Source organism: Aeromonas sp. SCS5, from assembly GCF_001887375.1.
In the GTDB taxonomy this organism is placed as follows: Bacteria; Pseudomonadota; Gammaproteobacteria; order Enterobacterales; family Aeromonadaceae; genus Aeromonas; species Aeromonas jandaei.
In genome coordinates, this window is the sequence record NZ_LFCS01000009.1 from 55,422 (window position 1) to 71,452 (window position 16,031).

Below are 16,031 nucleotides of genomic sequence, written 5' to 3' on the forward strand. Positions count from 1 at the left end.
TCGTCGTGGATCACAGGCGGCGCAGTCAGGGCTGCGCCAGATCCGGTGCGGCAAGGACGGGCTGATCCCTCATCTCGAGGGTATGGCCTGCCTGGCGATAGTGCTTGTAGCGCTCGCGGGCTTGCTGCTTTTGTGTTTCGTCAGTGGGGACAAAATCTACCACTTGAGCGAAGTGTCCTGCAAACAAAGGTGTCTGTTTGGCCAGATTGATGAGGCGGGCGTAGCGCCGGCGTGGCGGCTGGTGGCCGATCTCCACCGGTGCCTGGCCGCTTTCTCCCTGCAGCTGGTGTGGCACGAAGCGCTCCGGCGGCAGCTGCCACAGCAGCTCGTCGAGGCGCAGAGCCTGAGCCTCATCGTCGCAGAACAGGTAGATATGGCCCGCACCCCAGCTATCGGCTACGAGCTGGCAGGCGAGCCGTTCGATGGCCGACGCCTGCGTGTCATCCTGTTCGCTCATCAGGTAAAAGGTCACTTGGCTCATCAGGTTGATCCCGTGTTGCAGTGACGGACTATTGACCGCCTCATGAGGCTCGCGGGGTGTTTCTCCGCTCACAACTCACTGATTCAAGAATGAAACAAGGAAGAGGCGGGCCTCTTCCTTGTGATTCAGGGTAACGCCAACCCCGTTGATGCACGCATCCGACAGGGTGGGAGAGTTACTCTTTCTCTTCGATATCCACGCCAGCCCGGTTCAGCAGGAACTGGGTCAGCAGGGGCACCGGACGACCGGTGGAGCCTTTATCCTTGCCACTCTTCCAGGCGGTCCCGGCGATATCCAGGTGGGCCCAGTTGTACTTCTTGGTGAAGCGTGACAGGAAGGCGGCCGCAGTAATGGTACCGGCCGGACGACCGCCGATGTTGGCCATGTCGGCGAACGGGCTGTCGATCTGCTCCTGATACTCGTCGAACAGCGGCAGACGCCATGCGCGATCACCCGCCTGCTCGGAGGCGTTGAGCAGCTCGTGGGCCAGCGGGTTGTGGTTGGCCAGCAGACCCGAGGTGTGGTGACCCAGCGCGATGACGCAGGCACCGGTCAGGGTTGCCACGTCGATCACGGTATCCGGCTCGAAGCGGTCCACATAGGTCAGTGCATCGCACAGCACCAGACGACCTTCCGCATCGGTGTTGAGCACTTCGATGGTCTGGCCGGACATGGAGGTGAGGATGTCACCCGGACGATAGGCGTTGCCACCCGGCATGTTCTCGCAGCCTGCCAGCACGCCAACCACGTTGATCGGCAATTGCAACAGGGCCAGCGCATGCATGGTACCGAGCACGGAGGCGGCGCCACCCATGTCGTACTTCATCTCGTCCATGCCGTCGGCCGGTTTGATGGAGATGCCGCCGGAATCAAAGGTCAGACCCTTGCCAACCAGCACGATGGGCTTGGCATCCGGATGACCCTTGTACTCGATGATGGCCATCATGGCTTCGTTGTCGGAGCCGCGAGCCACCGCCAGATAGGAGTTCATGCCGAGCTCGGCCATCTCCTGCTCACCCACCACCTTGGTGGTGATGTTGTCGTAGGCATCGGCCAGACGACGGGCCTGAGAGGCGAGATAGGCAGGATTGCAGACGTTGGGCGGCATGTTGGCCACGTCGCGGCAGACCCGCACACCCTTGGCCACAGCCAGACCGTGAGCGATGGCTTTTTCACCAATGGTCAGTTCCCGACGCGTCGGCACGTTGAATACCAGCTTGCGCAGCGGGCGACGTGGCTCGGCCTTGTTGGTCTTGAACTGGTCAAAGCTGTAGAGGCCCGCCTTGGTGGTTTCTACCGCCTGACGCACCTTCCAATAGGTATCCCGACCCTTGACGTGCAGCTCGGTCAGGAAGCAGACCGCTTCCATGGAGCCGGTTTCGTTCAGGGTGGTGATGGTCTTGTTGATGATCTGCTTGTACTGGCGTTCGTCGAGTTCCCGCTCCTTGCCGCATCCGACCAGCAGTACGCGCTCGCTGAGCACGCCCGGTACTTGATGCAGCAGCAGCATCTGACCTGGTTTCCCTTCCAGGTCGCCACGGCGCAGCAGCGAACTGATATAGCCATCGCTGATCTTGTCCAGTTGTTCGGCAACCGGAGAGAGGCGACGAGGCTCAAATACGCCGACTACGACGCAGGCGCTCCGTTGCTTCTCAGGACTGCCACTCTTTACACTGAACTCCATGGAATCTCCTACATCCTAAAGACAAAAGGCACCTTTTATTGAATAATGCGGTGCTTGTTGGGGTATCAGAGGCGGAGCGAACAGCCACTGGCTCCGCAGTTTAAACTGGTAAAAATCCAATATACGGCCCTATTTTTCAGGCATTCGACTAAAAACACAAGTTTACTTGGGAATGACTGTGATCGTTTTCCGATATTTGTTCAGGGAAACCCTGAAAACCCAGCTGGCAGTGTTATTCGTGTTGCTGCTTATCTTTGTCAGCCAGCAATTTATCCAGATTATTGGCGACGCTGCCGACGGCGAGGTACCGACACGTCTGGTCTCTACCCTGTTGCTGCTCAACCTGCCCAACATGGCGTTGTTGATGCTGCCAATCAGCCTGTTTTTGGCCATCTTGTTCGCTCACGGGCGCCTCTATGCCGAAAGCGAGATGACGGTGATGCATGCGGTTGGTTTCAGCCACCGTTTCGTGATGCGCAATGCCATGTTTCTGGCGCTGCTCACCGCCGCTGTCGCAGCCTTCAATACTGGCTGGATCGCCCCGCAGGCGAAGGAGCGCGAGTATCAGGTGATCGACGAGTTCAAGGCTGATCCCGGTATCTCCTTCCTGCAGGCGGGTCGCTTTATGGAGCTCGACAAGGGGCGTCTGGTTGCCTACATCCAGGATTTGAATGATAACGGCTCCAAACTGCACAAAATCTTCGTGCTGCAGCGACCCGAAGGGAACAATCCTCCCTCTGTGGTGGTGGCATCCGAAGGGGTGGTGACGGTTGATGCCAACGGTTTGCAGTGGCTGACCCTGACCGATGGCTCCCGTTACGAGGGCAACTTCTCCGGCAAGCAGTTCCAGGTCTCCGATTTTCGCGAGTACGGCCTGATCATTCGCCAGCAGGAGATGGAGCGCTCCAACCGCAAGGCGGCAGCCAAACCGACCATCGAACTTTTCGGTACCCAGGACAACTCCATGATGGCGGAGCTGCAGTGGCGTCTCTCGTTGCCGCTTTCGATTCCGGTGCTGACCCTGCTGGTGGTGCCGCTGGCGCGGGTCAATCCCCGTCAGGGCCGTTACGCCAAGCTGCTGCCTGCCATCATGCTCTATCTCTCTTACTTCCTGCTGCTCAGCGCCGCCCGTTCGGCCATCGACAGCGGCCGGTTGCCCTACTGGCCGGGGATGTTCCTGGTTCCGCTCGGTTACCTGCTTTTCATCGGTTTGCCCCTCAACCTGCAGGGCACCAGCTGGTGGAACGGGGTGAAAGGGCGTTATTTCAACAGAAAATCAGCATGATGCTGCAACATAGGAACTTCTGCTGATGTTTGGCATTCTCGACAGATATATCGGCCGGGTCATCTTTATGTCGATCCTGCTGTGTGAGATCACGCTGGTTGGCCTTGCGGGTCTTATCAAGTACGTGGAGCAGCTGCGCTCGGTCGGTGAGGGCAACTACGACATGATCAATGCCCTCTACTATGTGCTGCTTTCGATGCCGAAAGAGGCAGTACTCTTCTTCCCGCTGGCGGCCCTTCTGGGTGGCCTGATCGGTCTGGGTCAGCTGGCGACCAGCTCCGAGCTGGTGGTGATGCAGGCGGCGGGCCGCTCCAAGATCAGTATCGTGATGGCAGCGCTCAAGACTGCGATCCCGTTGATGATCCTGGTGTTGCTAATGGGGGAGTATGTGGCCCCCGTTGCCAAGCGAATGGCGGATGATATTCGTGCCGGCGCTATTTCAGAAGGGCGGTTGACCGTCTCCGCCTACGGGGTGTGGGCTCGCGATGGCAACAACTTCGTCAATATCAACGGGGTGCGCAACGATGGCGCGCTGACCGGTATCACCCTCTACCGCTTTACCCCCGAGCGCAAGATGATCGATGTGGTTCAGGCGCAGGAGGGGACGTTTGAACAGCACCACTGGCTGCTCAAGCAGGTACAGGTCACCCGCTTTGATGATCCGACCCGGGTGCAGAGCGAACAGCATGCCCAGATGGAGTGGAGCTCCGAACTGACACCCAAACAGCTTGGGGTGGTGAGTATCGATCCGGAGAACCTCTCGATCTCCGGCCTGCGCGACTACATCGGCTATCTGGACGCCAACAAGCAGGATGCCGGCCGCTACAAGCTGGAGATGTGGCGCAAGTTGCTGGCCCCCCTCTCGGTGGTGGCCATGATCCTGCTGGCATCCTCGTTTATCTTTGGCCCGCTGCGCTCGGTGAGCATGGGCGCGCGGATGCTGATGGGGATCATGACCGGCTTTGCTGTCTACGTGAGTGATCGGGTATTTGGCCCCGTTACGCTGGTCTACTCGGTTCCCCCGATCCTGGCGGCGATTGCCCCCAGCCTGCTTTTTGGTGGCATATCGCTTTATATCCTCGGCCGCAAACAGTAGTGGTTCTGGAATGTAAAAAGGGCACCTTTCGGTGCCCTTTTTCGTTCCTGTCGAGCAAGGCTTACTTGTTCAGCAGATCCAGATTTTCCTGTTTGCTCAATACCACGACCTGGCACTCAGCCCAGATATCCTGAAACGCGCGCGGTGCCTTGCGATTAAAGAGGCACATCAGATTGCCAAGGCCGAAGGCGGCAGTGGCGAGCCGGATCAGCGCCTGAGTGATGCGGATATTGCTGCCATCTTCGTTCTGGATGCGCAGCCGCCAGGCCCGCATGCCGATGGTTTGGCCGGCGCGAGTCCAGAACCAGGTGTAGAAACCGCAGATGACAAAGGCGAGCCACAGGGTATAGATCAGGCTCAGGGGATGGCGGGTCAGCAACCAGACGGTATCTTCACCCGCCGGCACGCTGGCCATGCCGGTGACCAGCAGCAGCTTGGCGACGCCCATGCCGATAAAACCGGCAATGACGAGCAGCGAAGTGACGACCAGATAGTCGTAGATGAGGGCTCCCAGGCGACGCAGCAGACCTGCTGACGGGTGTTGCTCTGCCGCAGGCTTGGAGGGGGTTTGTTGGACTTTTTTATGCTTGGCCATCTTTTTTATTCCATTAAAAGGATGGCGGCATTCTATGTAACTGATCCGGTGTCGGCAAGGCGTTGAATAAATGAACAAACAGGAGTGTTCAATCGAAAAACACCTTGCATGGCCTCGCGCCATTCGTATAATCCCTCGCAGTTGCCCGGGTGGCGAAATCGGTAGACGCAGCGGATTCAAAATCCGCCGGTGAATAACCGTGTCGGTTCGAGTCCGACCCCGGGCACCATCAAATTCATGACAAAAGGCCATCAGCAATGATGGCCTTTTGTTTTTTCCGCTTTTTATTTCTCGGCGCTCTGCATGGCTGGAGCGGCTTTTTCCTCTTTTAACTCGCCCGCTTATCCCTCTCTTTTCTTGCCGCCAGAAAGCTTCTTTTTATGCCAGTATTCCGCCCGTTCGAGCGTAATAGCCTGTTATGAAAAAGAAACTTATCCCCACAGGGCAAATAGCAAGGTGCCAAAAGCACCGCCAAAGAGCATCAGGGCGACGGCTTTGGGTGAGCCGTGCAGCTTGGTCCACATAAAGAGGCTGGTGAGGGCGAGCAACAGTAGTGCCAGCGCGGCGAGATCGCCAAACAGTTGCCAACCAAGGCCAGTTCCCATGCCGCGATGCAGCCGGTTGAGGCTGGCGGCAAAGTTCGCCTGCTGCAAGTCGGTGCGTACCAGCAGGGTGCCTTCCACATAGCTGGCGGCCACGCTGTGGGTGAGGGTGACGCCACGCATCTCCCAGCGGGCGGGCAGGGTGAGTTCACCGGATGGTGTCGGCAGTCGCTGGGCTGGGGTGATCATGGCACGCCCATCCTCGAATCCGTCCGCGTAGCGTTGCTGCAGCAGACTCTTCAGCTCATCGGGGCTGGCCAGCGGTGCGGCCAGCGCTATCTCTTCGCTCGACTTGACGGTATGGGGGCCGGGTAGCGGCAATACGGCTCTGTGCTGCAACCAGAGCCCGGTAATGCCATAGAGCAGCATCAGGGTAAGGGTGAAAAATCCGGCCCAGGCGTGGAGGCGGCGCACCCATTTGTTGTTGTGAAGGGGAATTCTTTTGCGTTTCATCATCTGTGTTTCATAAAAAACTGGCCAGCAAGGGCTGGCCAGTGAGGATGGTCGGTTACAGGGTTCAGAAGCGGTAGCTGCCGGTCAGCATCAGCTGACGGGGCGTTCCCGGCATGATCTGGGTGACGCCGGTGGCGCTGACGAAATACTCGTGGTCGGTCAGGTTCTCCGCGCTCAGCTCGGCTTCCCACTGCTGCCAGCGGTAACCGGCACGGGCATCGAAGCGGGCGTAGCCGGGCAACACTGTGGTGTTGGCGTTGTCGGCAAAGCGATCGCCCACCGCAGTCATTCCCGCCTCGCCAAACCAGCCCTGCTTGCCGCTCTGGTAACCGGCAAACAGCTGGCCATTCTGGCGAGAGACGTTCATCGGCCGTTTGCCCTGCAGATCGGCATCCGCCTTGACCTGCTCGGCATCCTGAATGGCGATACCGCCACGCAGATAGAGCTCGTCGGTCAGCTGGGCGCGGGCGCTCAGCTCGACCCCGTCGGTACGCTGCAATCCGGTCAGGATCACCTTGGTGGGATCCAGCGGATCCTTGCTACGCTTGTTGTACATCTCCAGCCGGTAGACAGAGAGAGTGGTCGCCAGCCGGCCATTCAGCCAGTCGCTCTTGACGCCCCCTTCGTAGAGACGGGTGTGCTGCGGTTCCAGATGGTTGTTGGGATCTCCCGGAGTGAACCCGATCAGCTCGCCGCCCACCGGGGTAAAGGTCTTGCTGTAGGAGGCGTAGAACGCATGCTCCTCAAGGGGATTCCATACCAGGCCGAGGCGCGGGCTCAGGCTGGTGACCGAAAGGGTCTCCTCCTTGTTGAGGTCGTTGCGGCGGCTGGTGACGGTGAAGTCGTCGCGACGCAGCCCACCCACCAGATGCCAGTCGCCCAGGCTGAGCTGATCCTGCAGATAGATGCCGTTACCACGTACCTTGTGGTTGGCATCGCTGGATAGCTTCATCGGGCCGTTGTAGCTGGGCAGCGAACCCGGGTCATAGAGGTTGCCGGGTGCAATGGGGGCGGCATTCTGATAGAGCTTGGGCGTGCGTGCCTGCCAATCCTGTTCCAAACCTATGAGCAGACGATGCTCGACGGGGCCGCTTTGCAGCTGACCTTCTACCTCGGTGTTGCTGATCAGGTTTTTGGCCTTCAAATCCTGCTGCCAGCGAGAGCGAGTTACCTTGTCCCCTTTCACGCTGGTGACATAGGTGTTGTCGAACTGGCTGTCGAGGGTGGTGTAAGCGAGCTGCTGGCGCAGTTGCCACTGATCGTTGATATCACAGGAGAGGCGGGAGCGGGTCGACTGCGCCACATCGTCGATGAAGTCGCGGCTGGTGTCGCTGTAAACATACTCTCGTGGCACATCTGCCGGTCGGCCATTGACGCCGGGAATACCGCGATCCGGCATACGGTTGTGCTCGTTGCGCTCGAACTGCACCAGCCAGTTGAGGCTGTCGCTGATCTCCCAGTTGGCTGATGGTGCCAGCAGGGTGCGCTTGCCGGTTACTCCGTTGCGGAAACTCCCTTTGTCCTCCTGCGCCATGTTGAGGCGCAGTTGCAGCTGCTCGCTCGCTTCACCATTGAGGTCTGCGGCCAGCCGCTGAGTGTCGAAACTGCCAACCCGGGCTGTGACGCTGGAGGCTTGTCCCTTTTGCGGTGTCTTGCTGACCCGGTTCACTATGCCACCCGTGCTGCCACGGCCGTAGAGCACGGCTGCCGGCCCTTTCAATACCTCGACCCGCTCGATATTGCCGAGATCGCGGGTGTACTGCATGTCATCGCGAAATCCGTCGAGATAGAAGTCGTTGCTGGCGCTGAAGCCGCGGATATTGACCCCGTCGAAGCGGGTATCACCGCTGGCGTTGACCCCGGGAATGCCGGCCAGCGCTTCGCTCAGGGTGGGTTGGCCGAAGGCAGTCAGCTCGCTTGCCTTGACGCTGTCGATGGCTTGCGGCACCAGTTTTGCCGGCGTGCTGGTGCGGGTCGCTGTCGCGACCTCCTCGTGCTGGCTGCGCTTGCCGACGACCGTCATGGTTTCATCGGCTGCCTGGGCGTGAAGGGCTGTACCGCACAGTGCCAGCGAGATGAGGGTTCTGCGAAAGTGAGGGTGCTGCATATTCAATTTGACTCTTGAAGGTGCGGCCTGATGGCCTGAACTTGTTGATTTAATTGTAATTAGTATCCGACCCGAAAAAATCGGGATGCCAATGATATTGATTTTCATTTGTATGGCAAGGCGAAAATGGAGGTGTGTAGAGGAAGATAAGCGCGGGTGATTGGGTGGCGAGTTGTGCGAGGAGACTGGCCCGCAAGGGGCGGGCCGGAGAACGGAATTACTGGGTACGCAGCAACCAGCGGGTCGCAGGCAAGGTAGCCAGCAGGCGATAAGCAAGCAGAGAGGCACCCAGCAGCAGTGGCACCTTGACCAACTCCCATAGAATGGAAGCGCTCTGTGGGCCAAAGGTGAAGATCCATACCACCAGCATCATGTGCAGACAGTAAAGGCCCAGCACCTTGGGGGATTGGCGGGCGAGCCAGCTTCCCTTGCCCCAGTCAGGATGGGCCAGCAACAGGCCAAAGAGGCCGACAGCCCAGGGTACGGAACCGAGCAGAAAATCGTGGCGAGTCAGCGGGATACCGGCAAAAGCGCGCAGAACGCAGGCTTCCAGCCCATAGAGCGCGAGGCCACCCAGCAGTAGCCACCATCCGCTGCGGGCCGACGGTTGCCACTGCTGCTGTCGCAAGCGGGCCCCCATCGCCACAAACAGCAGGGAGAAGAAGGGGCCGTTGCGGGTGAGCAATAGCCACTCCTCTCCCAGCAATGGCTTGGCATAGGAACCACCGAGCAGCGCCAGCAGGTAGAGCCCGGCACCCAGCATGAGGGCGAATCCCGGCTTGCCAAGCCACTGGCAAAACGCCTGCGGAGTGACCGCCAGGATCAGTGCCGGCAGAAACCAGAGGTGGATCATGCCGCCGACCAGCCAGCGATTGACGGTATCTCCGAGCTGGAACTGCCACTGTGCGTTGAGGGAGTTCAGATAACCCTGTTCGATGGCATTCAGCGGATTCAAGGGCACCAGCAGGTAGACGAGGCTCCAGACCAGCCAGAGCTGGAGCATGGGGCGGCAGTAACGCCATGCCACGCTCATCGGTGCTCCAGCACTCAGCTTGGGTTGCAGAAAGTAGCCGGCACAGAGGAAAAACAGCGGTACGGCAAAGCGGCAGAGCTGGTTGATGATGCCGCTGAGCCAGAGGTAGCTCTCGCTACCCCACAGCGTGGAGTCGAAGGGGTGAGCGAAAGGGGATACGTGAATGGTCATCACGGCCAATATGGCTATTACCCGCCCACACTCGATACTGGATATGCGCATATTGCTGGCTCGAGGTTACAGGGTTGAGCCAGCACGCTAAAAGTGTGGTGTTTGATTTACAACTCATTGATTCCGTTAATGTGAATCACTCTATTGAGCGGTTACATTTCGTAACGGGGTGGCGGAGAGGGTTACTTTAGGTGTGATCTGGCCCCCATTTGCGATGGCCATGGCCAGCATGAAAAAAGTGAGGCAGGAGCCTCGCTTTTTTAGTTTGCAGAGTTGATTACTCGCGCAACATGGCGCTCTGGTTGGCTGCCAGGGTTGTTCTGCCAGAGCTCTCCAGCCAGGTCTTGATCCGCTTGGCATCGGCCACCCGGTCGTTGGTGGTTTCGGCGTTCAGCAGCACCATGATCACCGGCTCGTTGTTCACTCTGGTACCCAGCACCAGACAACGGCCTGCTTCGCGGATATAGCCGGTTTTGGAGAGGGTAAATTCCCACTGACCCTCGCGTACCAGCCGGTTGGAGTTGCGATAGTGAAGCTGGCTCTTGTTGGTTCGCACATAGCTCTGATCGTCGGTGGAGTATTGGCGGATCAGTGGATAGGCAGCAGCGGCAGCTGCAAGCTTGGCCAAGTCCTGAGCGGTAGAGACATTGCGCGGGTTGAGGCCGGTGCTGTCGGCATAGTGGGTGTTCCACATCCCCAGCATGCGAGCCTTGGCATTCATCGCCTCGACGAAGGCGCGCAGACCGCCCGGGTAGTTGCGTCCCAGCGCAGAGGCGGCGCGGTTTTCCGACGACATCAGGGCGATATGGAGCATCTCGGCCCGGCTCAGTTTCGAACCGATGGCCAGACGTGAACCTGTGCCCTTGATACGATCAACATCCGCATTGGTGACGGTGAGGGTTTCATTGAGGCGCTGGTTGGCGTCCAGTACCACCAGCGCGGTCATCAGCTTGGTGAGAGAGGCGATGGGCATCACCCGATTGCCGTTGTGCTCGGAGAGCACTTCGCCGGTTCTGTGGTTGGCGACCACGAAAGCGGCCGAATTGAGGTTGGGAATATCCCTTCGCTCCAGAAAGCTGTGATTGCTGCTGGCGGAAAAGGGGTTGGCGTGGGCACTGTCCATAGCGGCCGGCAGCATTACTGCGCCAAGCAACAGGGGGAGAAGGGAACGCATCATCATGATCTGCTCTACCGGACAAAAAACAGGGATATCTCGGTAAGTTATATGTCGTGAATTGGCGCTTCACAATGATTCTCACCTTGATATTGATAATTTGCTGCGTTGTAACCGTTAAGGCCCTGATCTGAGTATCCAAAAAGGTCTCTTTGAAGTCTTTTAACAGGCCGTTTTAGCTGATGTTAAAGGAAAAAACGGGGCCCGAAGGCCCCGCTGACTATCAGGATGAAATAGCCGATCAGTGGGCATCTTCCTGCTTGATTTTGAACCGCATGGCGATGATGACGAACAGTACCGGACCTATGATGGTCCAGACGCCGGTCGAGATGTCACCGGAGATAAAGGGGGCGACCACGGTAAAGACGTTGCCGAATGCCACCAGGATCAGGCTGACGATGGTGGCCAGCAGTACCGAGCCCGAACTCTTGAAGAAGATCAGATCCTTCTCCAGTGCCGGGTTGTGACGATAGCGATACCAGGCGTAGATGAGGAACATGTAGGGCAGGGTCATGCCGACGTTGGTCATGGTGATGATCAGTTCATAGAGGGCGGCAGCCCCTTCCGGGTTGATCAGAGTGAAGATGGATTTGGCCGCGATGAAGATGCAGACCACCCAGGCCTGAACCTTGAGGGCCTCGACGCGAACGCCATTCTGGTTTTCACGCTGGAAGCGCTCCGGCCAGAAGTAGCTGGGGGTGCCGGTGATAAACTGGCGCAGCGGTGCGTAGGAGAGGGCGATGAAGGCGCCCAGATAGCTCAGGAACATGCCAAGGCCGGCAAAGCGCATGAAGATCTGGCCCAGCCACTCGCCACCCAGATGACGACCCAGCTCCAGCATGATGATGAAGAGAGCTGAGAGGGAGGTGATCCCCTCGGCCGGGAAATCGCTCCAGCGCATGATGGAGCCGACCGCCAGAAAGCCGATGATGTAGCAGAGCACGATGAAGGCGCCAGAGAGGAAGATGCCGCGCTTGAGATCGCGCTCGGGATCTTCCAGTTCGTCAGCCACACCGGCCATCGCTTCGACACCGCCGTAGGCGAAGATGGCGAATACCATGAAGCCGAGGAAGGGGATGATGTCGTTGAAGGCGGCATTGGGAGAAGAGGTCAGCGATGCCTCGGTGAAGGGCTCCTGCAGAGTCATGCCGCTCACGGCGAAGGTCAGGACGCCGCCAACCAGCAACAGCACGTTGAGGGCTACGACGGAGAGGCCGCCGATGGCCGCTACCTTGGCGAAGCGAGCGCTGCCGAAGGTGATGAGTTTGGTCACAATGGCCACCAGTGCGATGGCGACGACGCCCAGAATGAAGGGGCCAAAGTCGATACCGGTGCCCAGGGTGACCGGGATAACAGTGATGTCGCGGCCAAACAGCATGAAGGAGAGGGGCACCCACATGGAGAGCGCCTTGCCGAACATCCAGATGACGTAGGAGGCGAACCACATGGTCAGCCCGATAAAGGCGTAACGGGTCGAGACCGAGTGGCGCATCCAGGTAAAGATGCCGCCAGCCTCTTTGCGAAAACCGGTACCGAACTCAATCATCATCAAGATGAAGGGGATGAAAAAGAACAGACCGCCGACCACGAACATCGGAATGGCGGCATATCCCATGCGGTAGAAACCGATCCCGATATTAGTAACGCCAAATACCGATGTGAGTATCATCAATATAAAGGCTCCCAATTTCAGCTTTTTTGCTGACATATAAAACTCCCTGCTGGTGCAGCATTTTAAATAATCAAAAATTAAACATATCAAGCGGGATAAATTAATTATCCGGAGTGCATCAGCCTGTCGCGGTGCGACAGACACAAACGTTCAGCCACGGATCGTTTGGTGGCCGCAAATCACTGTTTGACGAACCTGCATGGCGAATGCCATGGAGAGAGGGGGTGGTGCTGCCAAGCATTGAATGGACGCGATTTTACCATTAACGGCATCGAATTGGTAAGTTAGCCATATGGTTCTCAATTAGTTCGAAATAGCAATGCCAGTTATTTCATACGTTGCGGATGTAATCATTTACGATTCTGGCTCATCTATTTTTAGCTCGATATCCGTGAATAGATAAACGCATAGTTTGTCGACAGATTTAAAAGCAAATGAAAATTGATTCCCTTATCCAAGGCGAGTCAACAGCACGCCACCGGTAATAATGGCGGCTGCGGTCAGGCGGGCTCTCCCCAGCGGTTCTTTCAGCAGCCAGACCGAGAGCAGCATGGCAAACAACACGCTGCTTTCGCGCAGGGCGGCAACCACGCCGATGGGAGCCTGGGTCATGGCCCAGATGACGATGCCGTAGGCGATCAGGGACATGGCTCCTCCTGTCGCGCCTGCTGCAGCATGCCGGCGGATCTGGCGCCAGGTGTTGCGCTTCTGATGGGCGATCAGTACCAGCAACATCACCAGACCGGTACAGGCGAACAGCCAGAGGGTATAGCGTACCGGCTCGCCGCCAGCCCGGGCGCCGGCCCCATCGGAGAGGGTATAAGTCGCGGTAAACATGGCGGTGATCAGCGCCGCCCGAACTGCTTTGCTGCCAAGGCGTTGCTGCCCACCTCGCCAGGCCATCAGCAAGACTCCCATGATCAGCACGCAGGCGCCGACGATGCCGCCGTAGCCCGGGTAGTCACCGAGCAGCATGGCACTTAACAGCATGGCGAGCAGCGGGGCGTTGCCGCGGGCGAGCGGATAGATCTGGCCAAAGTCGCCTTGATTGTAGGCATGACTGAGAAAGAGGCAGTAACCGGTGTGAAGCAAAATCGAGAGGCCTAGCCAGGGCAGTTCAGCCTGTGATGGCAACCCCATTGGCAGCAGGGCGACTGCGGCAATCAACCCGGAGAAGAGGGCGACCAGCGAAATGCCGACCAGTCGCTCCTCACCGATTTTGACAAGGGCATTCCAGCTGGCATGGAGCAGGGCTGCCAGCAGCACGGCAAAGAAGACGGTGGTACTCATGGGAGGCGCCTCGAATCCGGAAGCCGACATCATACCCGACCGGCACTTGCCGCGCCGGGATCTCTATCAAGGGATTGGTTGGGCGGGCTCTGTTATTGCCCGCTTTGGCGCAGTTTGCCGAGGGGGCCCAGTACCAGTTTGGGATTGGCATCGAACTTCAGAGCGATATCCTGCAGCGGGATGCCCTGCTGGTTGAGGTGGATGATGTCGGCGGCCATCTTGCCGAGCAGCTTGTAACTGCTGATGGTACCGACCGTGCAGCCGTGCTGGACGAAGAGCTCGGCGCTGCAGATGGTCGGGATGCCCGCGTCGTTCAGGGTGCTCAGCAGACGGGGGGCGATGGAGAGCAGGTAGCTGTCTGCCGCCAGAAAGACGATGTCGTTGCTGGCATCCTGCTGCAATCGCTTCAGCTCGCTATCGAGCCGCTTGGGATCCGGGGCAATCCGCCAGGGGACCACCTGCCAGTCGTAGCGTCTGGCCTCGGAGATGAGCATGTCGGTGACGAGACGGGTGTTCTGCTCCCGCGGGTTGAAGGGGACGAGGAGCCGTTTGCCGGCGGGCAGGTACTTGCTGGCATTGGCCAGCTGCAGAGCCATCGGCACCATGTTGCTGGTGCCTGCCACCATCTTGTTCAGGTTTTTATCCTTTGCCAGAAAACCGGCACCTGCCGGATCCGAGACCACGCTGAAGATGAGGGGCTTGCGATCGGCCAGCAGACTCTTGGTCATGGCGGTGGCAGTGGTACCGAAGGTGTAGATGTAGTCGTAGCTGGCCAGCTTGGGCTCAATTTGCTGGCGCAGCATGGCCGCCAGCGTAGCGCGATCCTGCGCTGCATCGAAGGTGGTGAAGGTGGGTTGATAGCCAAGGCGCAGCAGCTCTTCGCGAAAACCGGCTTCGGCCGCAGTCTCGCCGCGCCAGAGCACCATGGCGATCGAGAGTGCATGTGCCGGCAGAGCCAGCAAAAGCAGGAGTGCAGCAAGCTGTTTCAACATCATCCAGCCTCGTGTCGTACAAACATCACCTGTTGAGCCTAGGCCAGTTTGCCGCTGCGTGAACAACGCAAAAAGCGCGATGGCATGCCATCGCGCTTTTGGTATTCATCCTGACCCGATTAGAAGTCGTAACGGGCAGCCAGCTGGAAGTCATCCTTGTTGGCGGTCGCAGTGCCGGCCACGCTGTCCAGATTGTTGATGCGGTACTCGCCGATAACTCGCAGGTTTTTGTTGAACTTGTACTGGGCACCCAGGGTGTAGTAGTCGATGGTGTCAGTTTTCTTGCCACCAGTGGCTTCTTGTTCCTGTTTGTTCCACAGCGCCATCAGACCGAATCCGTTCTCGAAGTTGTAACCCAGCGCAGCTTCCCAGCCGGTATGGTCAACTCCACTCTGAACGAAATCAGAGCCATCTGCATAGCTTAAGGCGGCGTAGGCGGCCTTGTTGTCGTACTTGGCAGAGATGATCCACAGCTTGGCATCTTCGGTGTTCTTTTCTTGGCGCTGACCTACGTTGTAGGCGGTACCCAGCGAGAGATTGAACGGGAAGGTATAGGCCACGGCAGCACCATAGGCTGGGTCTGCGGCGGAAATTTTGCTGCTGCTTTTATCTTCTTCTTTACCACCATCAAATTTGTAGCTGGCATCAAACTGGAAGCCGTTGAACAGGCCTGAATATTTCAGCACGGAGCCGGCGCGGTTGGTAGCGAAGCTATCGGTCTTGGCACCCAGCGCATCGTTGCCGTAGCCATCGGAAAGGGCGACATCAGTCCAGTCAGCCAGGAAGCCGGGAGCCCCTTTCTGACGGCCGAAGGTGACGCTACCCCAGTCTGCGCCCACACCGGCAAAGGCCAGGCGGGTACGCAGGTTGTCGGAGTTCTCGCTGATGGTCTTCTCGCTGTCGTTGATATACATCTGCACTTCATACTGGGCCAGCGCTTTCAGACCGCTCTGGATCTGGGTCTCGGCTTTGGCGCCGAAGCGGACAAACTGGTTGGCGCCCTGCTTGGCACTGTAATCCTTGGTGCCATTCGGATTGGTAGTACTGACGTTTTCTTTCTTGTCACCGAAGAATTGACCGGCATAGATGCGGCCATAGAGATCCAGCAAAGAGGTGTCGTTTTTATACACTTCAACGGCTTGAGCCTGGAAGGCGGCAGTCAGCGCCAGTGCCACTACAGTCAGCTTTTTCATCTTAATCCCTTGTGTTGCAAGCTTTTGTTTGGAAGACGGGGCCATCCTAGGGAGGGCGGATGACAGCGGGGTGACAGTTGGATGAAGAGTCGATGGCAGTTGGATTGCAATTGGATGAATTGGCTACATTTATGCGCCTGTCAGCTACTTTTGTGCGCAAAGGTTTGCCCTTGTGGTAGAATGCCGCCCGTTTTCGAGCTCCA

General features: G+C 58.2%; 13 protein-coding genes and 1 tRNA gene. 3 read left to right on the top strand and 11 right to left on the bottom strand.

All coding sequences use genetic code 11. The features are described 5' to 3' along the window. Window positions 1-25 precede the first annotated feature (25 nt). Together BS300_RS13040 and pepA are read right to left on the bottom strand one after the other, a co-directional pair. Window positions 26-481, bottom strand: coding sequence for a DNA polymerase III subunit chi (locus BS300_RS13040; RefSeq protein WP_071913271.1), 456 nt, complete (start codon window positions 479-481; stop codon window positions 26-28). 175 nt (window positions 482-656) lie between these two features. Next, window positions 657-2,165, bottom strand: a complete 1,509-nt coding sequence (gene pepA, locus BS300_RS13045) for a leucyl aminopeptidase (protein WP_033115499.1) — start codon at window positions 2,163-2,165, stop codon at window positions 657-659. A gap of 172 nt (window positions 2,166-2,337) precedes the next feature. On the opposite strand from pepA, the gene lptF reads away from it, so the two are divergent. Both lptF and lptG read left to right on the top strand, forming a co-directional pair. Then, on the top strand, window positions 2,338-3,450 hold the full coding sequence (gene lptF, locus BS300_RS13050) for an LPS export ABC transporter permease LptF (protein ID WP_071913274.1): 1,113 nt from the start codon (window positions 2,338-2,340) through the stop codon (window positions 3,448-3,450). A 25-nt stretch (window positions 3,451-3,475) separates the two neighbouring features. Then, window positions 3,476-4,546, top strand: coding sequence for an LPS export ABC transporter permease LptG (lptG, locus tag BS300_RS13055; RefSeq protein WP_033115497.1), 1,071 nt, complete (start codon window positions 3,476-3,478; stop codon window positions 4,544-4,546). Between the two features lie 61 nt (window positions 4,547-4,607). On the opposite strand, the gene BS300_RS13060 is transcribed toward lptG, so the two are convergent. Beyond that, the gene (locus BS300_RS13060; protein WP_071913277.1) at window positions 4,608-5,141 is read right to left on the bottom strand and encodes an RDD family protein; all 534 of its coding nucleotides are present in this window, start codon (window positions 5,139-5,141) and stop codon (window positions 4,608-4,610) included. Window positions 5,142-5,284: 143 nt separating this feature from the next. On the opposite strand from BS300_RS13060, the gene BS300_RS13065 reads away from it, so the two are divergent. Beyond that, window positions 5,285-5,370: transfer RNA gene (locus BS300_RS13065), tRNA-Leu, on the top strand. Between the two features lie 202 nt (window positions 5,371-5,572). On the opposite strand, the gene BS300_RS13070 is transcribed toward BS300_RS13065, so the two are convergent. The 8 genes from BS300_RS13070 to BS300_RS13105 form a co-directional block, all read right to left on the bottom strand. Further along, a complete protein-coding gene (locus tag BS300_RS13070; protein ID WP_338430055.1) occupies window positions 5,573-6,238 on the bottom strand; it encodes a PepSY-associated TM helix domain-containing protein in 666 nt (221 codons plus the stop codon). A 22-nt stretch (window positions 6,239-6,260) separates the two neighbouring features. Next, a complete protein-coding gene (locus tag BS300_RS13075) occupies window positions 6,261-8,303 on the bottom strand; it encodes a TonB-dependent siderophore receptor (RefSeq protein WP_071913279.1) in 2,043 nt (680 codons plus the stop codon). 217 nt (window positions 8,304-8,520) lie between these two features. Further along, entirely contained in the window at window positions 8,521-9,558 is a 1,038-nt protein-coding gene (locus BS300_RS13080; RefSeq protein WP_071913281.1) for an acyltransferase family protein, read from the bottom strand. Window positions 9,559-9,784: 226 nt separating this feature from the next. Then, window positions 9,785-10,687 carry a serine hydrolase gene (locus BS300_RS13085; RefSeq protein ID WP_041210094.1) on the bottom strand — a complete coding sequence of 301 codons (903 nt, stop codon included), beginning with the start codon at window positions 10,685-10,687 and terminating at the stop codon, window positions 9,785-9,787. 235 nt (window positions 10,688-10,922) lie between these two features. Further along, window positions 10,923-12,389, bottom strand: a complete 1,467-nt coding sequence (yjeM, locus tag BS300_RS13090) for a glutamate/gamma-aminobutyrate family transporter YjeM (protein WP_041210095.1) — start codon at window positions 12,387-12,389, stop codon at window positions 10,923-10,925. A 414-nt stretch (window positions 12,390-12,803) separates the two neighbouring features. Continuing rightward, window positions 12,804-13,643 carry a DMT family transporter gene (locus BS300_RS13095; protein WP_071913283.1) on the bottom strand — a complete coding sequence of 280 codons (840 nt, stop codon included), beginning with the start codon at window positions 13,641-13,643 and terminating at the stop codon, window positions 12,804-12,806. Between the two features lie 92 nt (window positions 13,644-13,735). Continuing rightward, entirely contained in the window at window positions 13,736-14,638 is a 903-nt protein-coding gene (locus BS300_RS13100; protein WP_071913285.1) for an ABC transporter substrate binding protein, read from the bottom strand. A gap of 116 nt (window positions 14,639-14,754) precedes the next feature. Further along, entirely contained in the window at window positions 14,755-15,828 is a 1,074-nt protein-coding gene (locus tag BS300_RS13105) for a porin (RefSeq protein WP_071913287.1), read from the bottom strand. Window positions 15,829-16,031: the final 203 nt, after the last annotated feature.

What these genes read in the sequence shown, in the direction of transcription:
- BS300_RS13040 (WP_071913271.1), bottom strand. Translation starts at nt 481, where the DNA reads ATGAGCCAAGTGACCTTTTACCTGATGAGCGAACAGGATGACACGCAG.
- pepA (WP_033115499.1), bottom strand. Translation starts at nt 2,165, where the DNA reads ATGGAGTTCAGTGTAAAGAGTGGCAGTCCTGAGAAGCAACGGAGCGCC.
- lptF (WP_071913274.1), top strand. Translation starts at nt 2,338, where the DNA reads ATGACTGTGATCGTTTTCCGATATTTGTTCAGGGAAACCCTGAAAACC.
- lptG (WP_033115497.1), top strand. Translation starts at nt 3,476, where the DNA reads ATGTTTGGCATTCTCGACAGATATATCGGCCGGGTCATCTTTATGTCG.
- BS300_RS13060 (WP_071913277.1), bottom strand. Translation starts at nt 5,141, where the DNA reads ATGGCCAAGCATAAAAAAGTCCAACAAACCCCCTCCAAGCCTGCGGCA.
- BS300_RS13075 (WP_071913279.1), bottom strand. Translation starts at nt 8,303, where the DNA reads ATGCAGCACCCTCACTTTCGCAGAACCCTCATCTCGCTGGCACTGTGC.
- BS300_RS13080 (WP_071913281.1), bottom strand. Translation starts at nt 9,558, where the DNA reads ATGCGCATATCCAGTATCGAGTGTGGGCGGGTAATAGCCATATTGGCC.
- BS300_RS13085 (WP_041210094.1), bottom strand. Translation starts at nt 10,687, where the DNA reads ATGATGATGCGTTCCCTTCTCCCCCTGTTGCTTGGCGCAGTAATGCTG.
- yjeM (WP_041210095.1), bottom strand. Translation starts at nt 12,389, where the DNA reads ATGTCAGCAAAAAAGCTGAAATTGGGAGCCTTTATATTGATGATACTC.
- BS300_RS13095 (WP_071913283.1), bottom strand. Translation starts at nt 13,643, where the DNA reads ATGAGTACCACCGTCTTCTTTGCCGTGCTGCTGGCAGCCCTGCTCCAT.
- BS300_RS13100 (WP_071913285.1), bottom strand. Translation starts at nt 14,638, where the DNA reads ATGATGTTGAAACAGCTTGCTGCACTCCTGCTTTTGCTGGCTCTGCCG.
- BS300_RS13105 (WP_071913287.1), bottom strand. Translation starts at nt 15,828, where the DNA reads ATGAAAAAGCTGACTGTAGTGGCACTGGCGCTGACTGCCGCCTTCCAG.